11 protein-coding genes are annotated in these 10,377 nt (G+C 59.7%); 2 read left to right on the forward strand and 9 right to left on the reverse strand.

What is annotated here, in order from left to right; translation table 11 throughout:
• Together GSQ79_RS26980 and GSQ79_RS26985 are read left to right on the forward strand one after the other, a co-directional pair.
• On the forward strand, nt 1-421 hold a 421-nt coding region (locus tag GSQ79_RS26980; RefSeq protein WP_174243282.1), incomplete at its 5' end, for an HlyD family secretion protein.
• A 394-nt stretch (nt 422-815) separates the two neighbouring features.
• On the forward strand, nt 816-2,366 hold the full coding sequence (locus tag GSQ79_RS26985; protein ID WP_158811835.1) for an ISL3 family transposase: 1,551 nt from the start codon (nt 816-818) through the stop codon (nt 2,364-2,366).
• A 1,050-nt stretch (nt 2,367-3,416) separates the two neighbouring features.
• On the opposite strand, the gene GSQ79_RS26990 is transcribed toward GSQ79_RS26985, so the two are convergent.
• From GSQ79_RS26990 to GSQ79_RS27030, 9 genes are all read right to left on the reverse strand, one after another.
• Complete coding sequence (locus GSQ79_RS26990; RefSeq protein WP_158811836.1) at nt 3,417-3,881, reverse strand: GNAT family N-acetyltransferase; 465 nt, start codon at nt 3,879-3,881, stop codon at nt 3,417-3,419.
• An 86-nt stretch (nt 3,882-3,967) separates the two neighbouring features.
• Nucleotides 3,968-4,912 carry an ABC transporter ATP-binding protein gene (locus GSQ79_RS26995; protein WP_158811837.1) on the reverse strand — a complete coding sequence of 315 codons (945 nt, stop codon included), beginning with the start codon at nt 4,910-4,912 and terminating at the stop codon, nt 3,968-3,970.
• On the reverse strand, nt 4,909-5,748 hold the full coding sequence (gene ntrB, locus GSQ79_RS27000; RefSeq protein WP_158811838.1) for a nitrate ABC transporter permease: 840 nt from the start codon (nt 5,746-5,748) through the stop codon (nt 4,909-4,911). The genes GSQ79_RS26995 and ntrB overlap by 4 nt, the downstream gene beginning before the upstream one ends.
• A gap of 121 nt (nt 5,749-5,869) precedes the next feature.
• Nucleotides 5,870-6,535 carry a nitrile hydratase subunit alpha gene (locus tag GSQ79_RS27005; protein ID WP_158811839.1) on the reverse strand — a complete coding sequence of 222 codons (666 nt, stop codon included), beginning with the start codon at nt 6,533-6,535 and terminating at the stop codon, nt 5,870-5,872.
• Complete coding sequence (locus GSQ79_RS30130) at nt 6,528-6,806, reverse strand: SH3-like domain-containing protein (protein ID WP_256379054.1); 279 nt, start codon at nt 6,804-6,806, stop codon at nt 6,528-6,530. The genes GSQ79_RS27005 and GSQ79_RS30130 overlap by 8 nt, the downstream gene beginning before the upstream one ends.
• Before the next feature lie 23 nt (nt 6,807-6,829).
• Nucleotides 6,830-7,141, reverse strand: a complete 312-nt coding sequence (locus GSQ79_RS30135) for an SH3-like domain-containing protein (RefSeq protein ID WP_158811841.1) — start codon at nt 7,139-7,141, stop codon at nt 6,830-6,832.
• 8 nt (nt 7,142-7,149) lie between these two features.
• A complete protein-coding gene (locus GSQ79_RS27020; protein ID WP_158811842.1) occupies nt 7,150-8,505 on the reverse strand; it encodes a CmpA/NrtA family ABC transporter substrate-binding protein in 1,356 nt (451 codons plus the stop codon).
• Between the two features lie 40 nt (nt 8,506-8,545).
• Nucleotides 8,546-9,337, reverse strand: a complete 792-nt coding sequence (locus tag GSQ79_RS27025) for an ABC transporter ATP-binding protein (protein ID WP_158811843.1) — start codon at nt 9,335-9,337, stop codon at nt 8,546-8,548.
• Nucleotides 9,338-9,366: 29 nt separating this feature from the next.
• Nucleotides 9,367-10,377 (reverse strand): ABC transporter substrate-binding protein (locus tag GSQ79_RS27030; protein WP_256379055.1); only part of this gene is annotated, 1,011 nt, incomplete at its 5' end.

The following is a 10,377-nucleotide window of genomic DNA, read 5'->3' on the forward strand; positions in this document are numbered from 1 at the left end:
TCCTCATGGCAAAATGCCATACTTCAGGGAGGACCACTTCAAGGGGGGCACGCCAGTCCCCTTGTCCGAAATCTATGTGGAAGCAAATTATCGCGAGGTCGAGCTTCGTCACGTCCAGGCTGGTCAGCGTGTCCACATCCACGTAGATGCCTACGACGTCGATCTCGAAGGACGCGTAGTGGGTATTCCCGCGGCGACAGGCGCGACTTTCGCAACCTTGCAGCCTGATAACGCCACAGGCAACTTTACCAAGATTGTCCAACGCCTGCCGGTTCAAATCTCGGTCACGCCAAACCAGCCTCTAGCTCGGCTTCTGCGGGTTGGCCTGTCCGTCGAGACAACGATTGAAACGCATCTCACTGACGTCGTCGCGATGAGCTACCGTAATACACGGTCTGTTGTCGCCGATCTGCCGCAGTGATGATACGCCTCCGGCGCCGGCCAAAGGGCCGAGAGGCTGCTGTGAGAAGAAAGATGCAATTTATTTGACCGGCGGCGTTCCAACATATCCTGGCCGAAATCAGACCTTCCGCTCACCGAAGCCAGAACGTTCTACCTGACATTCAGCGTCGCTCTGACTCCAACGGTCAATCACCGGCCAATGAGTCGTCACAAGCGTAGCCTGATATTCTCGTCGCCGGCATCAAAGGCATGAAACGGAGTGCCGGCTGAGGCGGAGGCTTCTAGCGTCACCGTTATTGGGCGTGATGCTCGCACTGACGAAACGGTGTGTCAATCGGCGGCGAAGTATGGGTCTGACTCACTTTTGATGAAGTCGGATGGCGGCCTACGGTTCTCTTCAGGGGAATCACCTCATGGGCGCGCTTCATCTAAAATCGTTGGTGCCGGCTGGCTTGATCGTCGAGAGCGTAGTTGCAGAGGAGACCCGTACGGTCGTAGTCACGCGAGCCATAACGCCCTCACGTCCTTGTCCGTCGTGTTGGCTCTCCTCGCGGAGGGTGCATAGCCGCTACCGAAGAACTGCGGCGGACCTGCCGGCATCTGGACGAATGGTAAGCATCGAGATCGTCGCGCGCCGATTTCGATGCGACGTCGAAGGGTGCAAAACACGGATCTTCACCGAGCGTTTCGGAGACGAGATCCTTCCTCGTTCGGCGCGGCGGACATCGAGGCTTGAGATCATCGTGCATCATCTCGGTCTTGCGCTGGGTGGCAGGCCGGCTGAAGGCTTCGCCAGACGCCTGATGTTACCAGTGAGCAAAGACACACTGCTGCGCGTCGTCAGGCGACGCAGCGTCGAACCACGCGATCCATTGAGGGTCGTCGGCATCGACGACTGGGCGTTCCGGCGGAATCACCGATACGGTACCATTGTCTGTAATCTGGAGCGCCGCCAGGTTGTCGCTCTGTTGCCTGATCGGGAACAGGCGACCACGCGAGCTTGGTTGGCAGCACGTCCGGAGATCGAGATCGTCGCCCGCGATCGAGGCGGTGGCTACGGCGAGGCCGTGGCGAAGGCTCTGCCTCATGCGATCCAGGTCGCGGACCGATGGCACCTTATGGAGAATGCCAGCCGTGCCTTCCTCGACGCCGTCCGTAAGTCGATGCGCTATATTCGAAGGGCGATCGGCGCGACGACGATCGACCCCGATCTGCTGACAGCCGCTGAGCGCCTGCAGTACGAAGGATATCTGCGCCGTGAGGACGCCAACGCAGCCGTCATGTCGCTCGTGAGAGACGGCACGGCGATCAAGGAGATCGTGCGGCGTACCGGTCTCAGTCGCGGCACCGTCCGCCAGATCACGCGCGGCCTTCGTCATGAGGTCTTCCGCGTCCGGCAGAGTTCGCTCGACCTTCATCTGCCGAGGCTCGAAGCCTTCTGGTGCGATGGCTGTAGAAACGGTGCCGAGTTGTGGCGGCGTCTTCAAACAGAAGGCTTCAGAGGCTCTCTCCGCGTGGTCGGCGAATGGGCGACGCGCCGGCGTCGCGCTGAACTGGCGAGCGACAAGCAGCTGCAGAGGGTGCCTTCTGCGAGAACGATCGCGAGGATGATGACAACGGGCCGCGATCATCTCTCGCGATCTGATACCATCACAGTGGCGGCGATCGAAGCCGAGCTGCCGACGCTGGTTGCGGCGCGCGACAGCATCGACGGCTTCCACAAGATGATCCGACGCAAGAACGCAGGGGATCTCCGACCCTGGCTACGAGATGCAAACGGTAGTCTTGTCGCGTCGTTCGCGAACGGCATCGCAAAGGACGAGGCGGCGGTCCGCGCGGCAATCACATCGCAATGGTCGAACGGCCAAACGGAAGGTCAAGTGACCAGACTGAAGCTGGTGAAGCGCCAGATGTACGGACGCGCAAAGATCGATCTGCTGCAGGCGCGTCTGATGGGTGCCTGAGCAATTGCCGGACCCGCGTCATCAGAAGTGAGCCAGAGCCATTGTTGCAAGCCGAAACACAGGCACCGGCGGCATCCGATGGACACTCGGCCTCGTGCGCTGCAATAGGCCGATCCTCAAAAACCCATAGATCCACGCCGGCGTCTCGCGGGTTCGTTCTTCGGCGACTTTCGTACGCCTCCAGGCATCCGAAACTCTTCACGAAAGCGGACTGTCTTCTTTAAGCCCTAAAAGCCGCCTTTCCAGACCTTGCTGAAAGCAGCCGAAGCGACTCCGGCGCAGTCGGTGCCCCCTGATCCGCCCGTCGTAGGGTGGATAGTCGACATAGCCGATGGTCCCGCCTCCGCAGAACGTTCGCTGTCGGTTTCGGCAAGCGGGTGCCATGATCAAGCGATCGACAAGATCGAATTTGGCGATGAAGGCCTTTCCGAATGCCGCCAGATCGATTCCCCCGCATCAAAGAGACGGCTGCAGCTCTCAAGGATCATGCTGCCGGCGAGGATAATGGCGCCTGGGTCGAACACACGCCGCATCGCGTTCCGGAAACTGCACACGTCGATGCCGGCCTCCGCAGTGGCCGCGCCCATCGAAGCTTGTCAATGAATGTAACTTAGTGATCTGGCCGCTCGGCTTGGCAGCGCTCCCTCGAAAGCCGGGTGTCTTTTTCTACTGGTTCACTAGGCCGGTCCCTTCGACAACGTTCGTAAAAGTTTTTTGGAGAACCTTGACGATCGAGATCTTTGGGTAGCGCAAGGTATTAGATGCGCCAAGAGGCCGCCGTAGCAACGCGCCTTGGACTGGCCAAGATGAACACATGCTATGCTGGCAACCGGCTTCGAATCTAGAGATGACGATGAACGCCCACCTATTTTGCCGCCACGTTCAGGCGGACGATGGGCGAGACGCCTAGCGCATTCGAGGCGATCTCTTGAGCTACCGCGCGGCGACCTCGGCCCGCAGAACGGTTTGACCTTGTAAGCCTAGGGTTGTGTCACGATGCGTTGCGCTAGGCGAGGATCTGTGAATTGGCGTGTCGATGCAGCACATAATTCAGGGCGGAAATGGCGAACCGTTGGGCGCATCGTTCGGTTCAGGTTGCACCCAGAGCGCCATCCCTTGCGCGTCCGGCAGCACAGGAGCAAAGCCGAACTGCGCGTACAGCCTGTGGGCCTCTCCGTTCGCCATCAGAGAGACGTAAGCCTCGGCGGGTGCGGTGCGGCGAACATGCGCCATGAGCGCTGAGACTACCGCTTTACCGAGTCCCTTCCCCTGATGCGCGGGATCGATCGCAACGTCGATGAGATGGAAAAAGAGTGCGCCGTCGCTGATTATGCGCCCCCATGCCGATGGTCTCCTCGCCGCAGCGGACGCATACTGCGAAGAAGCTGCCGGTAGACCGGCTTCCGCCGCCGTCTCGCTTCGTGGCGTCAAGCCACTTATACGGCGCAACCGAACAAAATCGGCGATGGTGGGAAGCCCCTCTATGATGTAGCAACCTGCGGCCACTTCCTGCATCTAATCACTCCGACGTCGCAAGCCGCGTGTCTGGCTTTCGGCGATCAGGCAGGGCATGACAATGGTGGCTGTGAACGCGGGTTCACTCATTGGCGCAACGTGGGAAAGCGGACTATTGACGGCTGCCGAGGGTCGAGGCCTTCTACCTCTCGGTCTCGAAGAGCCTTCGATCGCGTCACAAGAAAATCCATTAGGTGGTTACGGATCTCGTAGAAGCCGTCGGTGCGGTGCAAGCCCGCACGATCCCTTATTTTTGGAAGTGGATTCTCCACGATCTCCGCTATTCGAGCCCGGGGTCCATTCGTCATCAGTACGATGCGGTCGGCGAGGTAAATCGACTCGTCGACGTCATGCGTGATCATGAACACGGTCTGGCCGGTCGCAGTGCAGATCCGCCGCACCTCGTCTTGAAGCAGGCCGCGAGACAAGGCGTCTAGCGCCGAGAACGGCTCGTCCATGAGCAATATTTTGGGCTCTATCGCAAGGGCCCTGGCGATACCGACCCGCTGCTTCATGCCGCCGGATAGTTCGTAAGGACGCTTATGCTCAGATCCAGCTAAGCCGACGGTCGCTAATGCTTTGCGTGCGCGGTCCTCTACCTCGACGCGGGAAGCCTTCGGCCAGCGCGAAGACACAGCATAGGCGACGTTGCCGATCACGGTCCGCCATGGAAGCAATGAGTGACCCTGGAAGATCACGGCGCGGTCTAAACTTGGTCCGTCGATCGCTTTTCCGTCGACGATGACAACGCCTTCGCTGGGACGCTCCAGCCCGGCGAGGATGTTTAAAACCGTTGTCTTTCCGCAGCCAGAATGACCAATCATGCACATGAAGTCGCCGCGACGCACCGGCAACCAAAGATCCTCGAAGACGGTGCTCAGTCCCTCCGGTGACGGAAACCGGCGCGCGACACCCTCGATCGATATAAATCGATCCGTTTTGTCGTGCCTCGCCGTAGCGCCGGCTTCCACTGCGTCCAGCCGCGGAACGATACGCGTCGCATTAGCACTGATCGAAGGCACGTCGGTCATTCCGGAAACGTAACGAGGCGCTGCGCGCGGGCCAGCAGTTGATCGAGAACCATCCCGACAAGACCTATGACGAGAATCGAGGTGATCACGTTGGCCAAAGAAAGGTTGTTCCACTGATTCCAAACGAAGTAGCCGATGCCCGTACCGCCGACGAGCATCTCGGCCGCGACGATGACGAGCCAAGCAATCCCGATCGAGATCCGCATGCCGGTGACGATGGTGGGCGCCGCCGCAGGGAGGACGATCGTGAAGGCGCGTCTCAGCGGACCGACCTCCAATGTGCGGGCTACGTTGAGCCATTCCGTGCGGGTGCTCGCCACCCCGAACGCGGTGTTGATCAACATGGGCCATAGTGAGCAGATGAAGATGACGAAGATAGCGGAGAGGCCCGCATCTTTGATGGTGTAGAGCGCCAACGGCATCCAGGCGAGCGGAGAAACCGGTCTGAGCAGTTGAATGAACGGATCGAGCGCTTTGTTCATGAGGGGCGACATCCCGATGAGGAAACCGGTCGGAATCGCTACGATCATCGCGAGTGTGTAGCCGATGCCGACGCGGGCGATGGAGTACGCGAGCTGGATGCCGAGGCCTTTGTCGTTCGCCCCGTGATCGTAGAACGGATCCTTGAGATGGCCCCAGATCGTCTCTGCGATGTCGATCGGGCCCGGAATTGCCGATTTGCCGGTTGTGGCCGAGTCGCCCATCATCGCCGCGTACTCTGGATCCATCGCGGCAGTCTTCCCGACACCGCTGACCGCGATCTGCCAAACGCCGAGGAAGGCGACGAGCATGATTAGCGAAAGAAACGAGGCGCGCAGGCGGAGCGAGGCCTTCATGCAATCGCCTCCGGGCATCGCCGTTGGGATGAGTTCATCGTCGAAGAAGCCCAAGAAGTTCGGACATGCGACCTTTGCCGCTCACGCGATACGTCTCGCGCTCCACCATCTCGCCGAAAGCTCATGTTGGGGGCGCCAAGGCGAGGCCGGCCCCGATCAAGCTGTCGCGGGTTACGAGACGCGACAGCGCTTCCTCGTCGAGGTCTTCGGATCCTAGGGGCCGCAACGGCAGCACGAGATAGCGCATGTCCGCGTTGCTATCGTGGACCCGGACGCGAACGTCTGAAGGTACGTCTAGCCCGAATTCGCTCAGCACGTCCCGCGGCTCGCGCACGGCCCTGGCGCGATACGATTTCGATATGTACCAGGTCGGCGGTTGGCCGAGCAGCGAGCGCGGATAGCACGAGCAAAGGGTGCAGACGATCAAGTTGTGCTCACGCACCGTATTTTCCACGACAATGAGTTGAGCTTCCCCGATTTTCATGCCGAACTCAGCCGCAGCAGATTTGCCATCGGCCAGCAGTCGTTCCTTAAAGCGCTCGTCAACCCAGGCCCGCGCTACGAGACGAGCGCCCAGGTGCACGCCCGGAGCGTCGAGCTTCTCTATCTCCTGCTCCACCTCGTTAGGGAACAAAAGGCCCTTTTCGACGAGCAAGGATTGGAGCGCCGCCGTGAGCCGCGACGCCTCGGCGTTGCCGGCCTCGGTCTCTACTACGATGGCCTCCTGCACGGTGAAGACCTTACCAGACGACTGCGCGCCACTTTGTCCGAAATCGGATTCAACCATGGTGTGGCCCTCCTTCTACTGGTTTCATCCAATGTTCGTAGATCTCGATCACCAGCGTGTCCTCGGGCAGGCCGCGGTAGTCAGGCCATAGGTCGATCTGCAGAAACTCGACGCGATAGCATTCGACGACCGGGCCGCCGGCGTTGCCGCGCGATAGGTCTTCCGGATTCAGGAAGGCGCCGCAGAATTGGATGACGCGACCGATACGGTTTCGCACATAGTAGGGCGTGCGGATGTGTCCAGGCCGGTTTAATTCGAGCACCTCGACCATCTGCGACACGTTATAGCGTGGCATCAGCCTGCAGCCTCTGGAGGAAACATACCTTCAACCTTGGCGTCGAGTTCGGCACGCGTAAGTACCCCCTTCTCCTCGAGGATATCGATCATCGCCTCGATCCGACGACGATAGAAGGATAATTTCTTGTACTTCTCCGCGCCGAACGACTCGAAGCCACGCCTTAGCTCGTCGAGACTAATGACGCGCCTCGTGCTGTCTCCGAGGAGGTTGCGGATGGCCTCGACGCGCTTTTCCCAGCCGACCCAATCCAGTTCCGTCTTCGGGACGGGACCCGCAGGATCTCCGCCGATGTCGTGATAACCTCTCATGATGTTCCTTATGCCCGTTTGATCGGGAACTGCTGAAGATAATTAGCCGGCTTGGTCGGGTCGAACTCCCGTCCCATAATGGAGAGCTTCGCCATCCCGCTACCAGGGGGCGGTAACCCGACGTCGGCCATGGCCTTCGCCGCGCCGGTCGAAAGCAGGACGCGCTCGGCGACCAATTTGTAGTCGACGTCAGTCGGTATGATCTTCCATCGGCGAAGCTGAGTCAGAACCCAAATTGCGGTGGACTCATAGGGAAACGGATCGAAGCCAATCCTTCCGGGTGCATCGACCACTTTACCCAGCCCGTCCGCGTAATGTCCAAGCAAAACCTGCTCAAGGACGCGCCTCGGTTGGTTCAGGTAGTTGGCCGGAGCCAGGAGTTCGGCAACATGCTGTCTGTTCTCATGCTTGTCCGCGAATGCCGTCGCGCGGACCACCGCCCGGATGAAAGCACCGAAGCTATTCGGACTGTCGCTGAGGAAGCGATTTCCAACGGATAGCGTACAGCACGGATGGTCCGGGAAGATGTCCTTACTCAGGAGGTGGATGAAACCGACGCCTTCGAACACAGCCCTCTGGCCCCACGGCTCGGCAAAGAAGAGGCCGTCGAGGTTTCCAGCGGCCATGTTCGCGACGGAGTCAGGCGGCGGATAGACCCTGAGTTCTACGTCGCGGTCTGGATCGAGCCCATGTTCGGCAAGGTAGTAGCGCAGCAGCATCGCATGGATCGAGTGGTCGTGCGGAATGCCGAACTTGAAACCCTTCCAGTTCTTGGGATCCCGGTTTTCCCTATGCTTCATAGCGAGCGTGATTGCGCTCCCATTCGTGTTCTGAACGGTCGCGACATGGGTCATCACCGGCGATGAGCCGATCCCGAGGGTCATCGTGAAGGGCATACCCAGCACGAGGTGGGACGCGTCAAACTCACCGCTGATGAGTTTGTCTCGGACCAAGGCCCAGCTAGGCGTCCGTTGAAGGGAGACCTCTAAGCCTTCCTTTCGAAATTCGCCCATTGCGTCCGCGAGCAGCAACGGGACGGTGCAAGTAATCGGCACGAAGCCGACGCTTAGTTTCGTCTTCTCGATCGGTCCCACCGAAGATTGGGCCAGCGCTTGCGCGATTCCGATAGGCAGGGCCTCGGCGAGCGCGGCCAGAAGCGTTGAGCTTCCCAAGCTTGCGATAAGATTTCGCCGGGTCGTTGCCGACGGAAACACCGCACGAAAGATCGATGCTTCGATCGCGCGATCGATCCGAACCTCGAGGTCCACCGGCAATGTCGTGGTCCGTTCGCAAGCAAACATCTCCGCCGAGCCACATCCGCATATGCAGGACAGTCTTGCCGGTTTTTCGTCGAATTTCGTCATCTTTTAATCCCGCCAGCCAAGAACATTCGAATGCGTCCCGTCATCTACTCCTAACCGCCGCCTGGAAAATGCCAAGGGCTTGTGCCTTTAGCGCGACGAACTCTGGATCGGTCGTCGTCGACGGATCGCGCGGGCGGGTAATCGGTACATCAAGGAACGCGGCGACGCGGGTCGGACGCCGTGTAAGCAGAAGCAACCGATCCGCGAGATAGATTGCTTCGTCGAGGTCATGACTGACCAGCAGCGTTGTCGTACGTGTCGCTCGCAGCACTTTCTGGAGCTGATCGCGCATGACGAGGGTCATCTCGTAATCAAGCGCCGAGAAAGGTTCATCTAGGAAAAGCACTTCCGGATCGACGACAAGGGCCCGCATAATCGACACGGTCTGCTGTTGGCCCCCGGACAACTCGTAGGGATATCTGTTCAAGTCAAAGACGACGTCGAAGACGTCCACCAGTCGGTCGATCCGTCTCTTCCGCTCTCGAGCATCGATGCCGGCAAGCTTCAGGGGATAGGCGATATTATCCACCGCACGCATCCAGGGGAACAAGGCGTCGCGATAGTTCTGGAAGACGTATCCAATCCGCGTCTCCGCGATGGTTTTCCCGTCGAAACGAATATCGCCTCCCTCGTATGGCTGAATGCCAGCGATCATGTTGATCAAGGTGCTCTTGCCGCAGCCGTTCGGACCGAAGACGGAGATGATTTCGCCGCGTGGCAGATCGAGATCGAATCGTTCGTACAGCGTATTGTTGCCGAAACGTTTCTGCAGTTCTCGTATGGTGATATGTGTCGAGAAACTCGCACCCTCCGACTCGGGCGACGTTTCCATCAACCTGCTCGACGGCTCCGTGACGAGGGTCACAGGCCGACCTCGGTCTTCTTCAACATGAGGTCTTCGACCTTCATCGGCGCGCTAAGGACATGTTCGCTATAGAACAGGTCAACGAGCGCCTGGTAGGAGGCGATGTCGGTCGCATCCAGATCGGAGAAACCCCGCAGATATGGCTGTGCGACGACGCCGGTTTGGTCGACCTTCACTGCCGTGTACTTCGGTAGGATCTGACGGACCGTGTCGAATTCTGCATTGGCTATGCGGGTCGCCTCATCGAGAACCTCCACAACCTTCGCTGCAATCTCCGGTCGTTCGCCAAGGAACTTAGTCGTTAGGACCGAGACGCCGGAGTAGAACGGATCCGCGATCGCCGCGGCACATGGATTGGTGATGGCCCGTTTTGCCTGTCCGAGGGCGACAGCGATCGAGCCGACCGGCTCAAGGGATAGCGTCGCATCGACGGTACCGGCGATGAGAGCCGCCACCTGCAGGCCAACGGCAAGCTCAACCAGGCGAATGTCCTTATCGGGATCGAGTCCCGCGAGGCGCACCATGTGGCGAGAGATCGTCCGCCATTGAATGCCCGGCAAGTGTCCGAGTGACTTGCCACGAAGGTCGGCGAAGGTCTTGATCGTCGAAGCGCGATCCACGATGAGCCCGTCGTTGATCCGGTTGAGCTTTATGCTGCCGCCCTGAAGGCCGAACACCTTGAACGTGCCCGGGAACTTCGCCTGCGCGAGCGCTGTGATGCCGGCGGCAGCGCCTGGCGCGCCAAGATCAGCGCGACCCGAGACCAACGAGTCGATGATCTGGTTCGGCGCTTCAAATCGCGCTGCCTCGACATCGATGCCGGCCTTGTCGAACAGCTTGCGGTCAAGTGCGACATAGAATGCCGTCGTCTGCATTATGGGCAGCCAGGAGATCACTACCTTCTGCTTGGACTGGCCGAGCGCCGGCGCCGCCGGCAGAAAGGCAGCACCGAGCGCGGATGCCGTGAAGGCGCGGCGGTTCATTTGTTCGGACATGGTTGCTCCGAT

This window comes from Beijerinckia sp. L45 (assembly GCF_009765775.1).
Taxonomy (GTDB): Bacteria; Pseudomonadota; Alphaproteobacteria; order Rhizobiales; family Beijerinckiaceae; genus RH-AL1.

Excerpts from the sequence above, each read along its gene's own strand:
- GSQ79_RS27020 (WP_158811842.1), bottom strand. The coding sequence starts at position 8,505 with ATGACGAAATTCGACGAAAAACCGGCAAGACTGTCCTGCATATGCGGA.
- GSQ79_RS30130 (WP_256379054.1), bottom strand. The coding sequence starts at position 6,806 with ATGGTCGAGGTGCTCGAATTAAACCGGCCTGGACACATCCGCACGCCC.
- GSQ79_RS26995 (WP_158811837.1), bottom strand. The coding sequence starts at position 4,912 with ATGACCGACGTGCCTTCGATCAGTGCTAATGCGACGCGTATCGTTCCG.
- ntrB (WP_158811838.1), bottom strand. The coding sequence starts at position 5,748 with ATGAAGGCCTCGCTCCGCCTGCGCGCCTCGTTTCTTTCGCTAATCATG.
- GSQ79_RS30135 (WP_158811841.1), bottom strand. The coding sequence starts at position 7,141 with ATGAGAGGTTATCACGACATCGGCGGAGATCCTGCGGGTCCCGTCCCG.
- GSQ79_RS26985 (WP_158811835.1), top strand. The coding sequence starts at position 816 with ATGGGCGCGCTTCATCTAAAATCGTTGGTGCCGGCTGGCTTGATCGTC.
- GSQ79_RS27025 (WP_158811843.1), bottom strand. The coding sequence starts at position 9,337 with ATGGAAACGTCGCCCGAGTCGGAGGGTGCGAGTTTCTCGACACATATC.
- GSQ79_RS26990 (WP_158811836.1), bottom strand. The coding sequence starts at position 3,881 with ATGCAGGAAGTGGCCGCAGGTTGCTACATCATAGAGGGGCTTCCCACC.
- GSQ79_RS27005 (WP_158811839.1), bottom strand. The coding sequence starts at position 6,535 with ATGGTTGAATCCGATTTCGGACAAAGTGGCGCGCAGTCGTCTGGTAAG.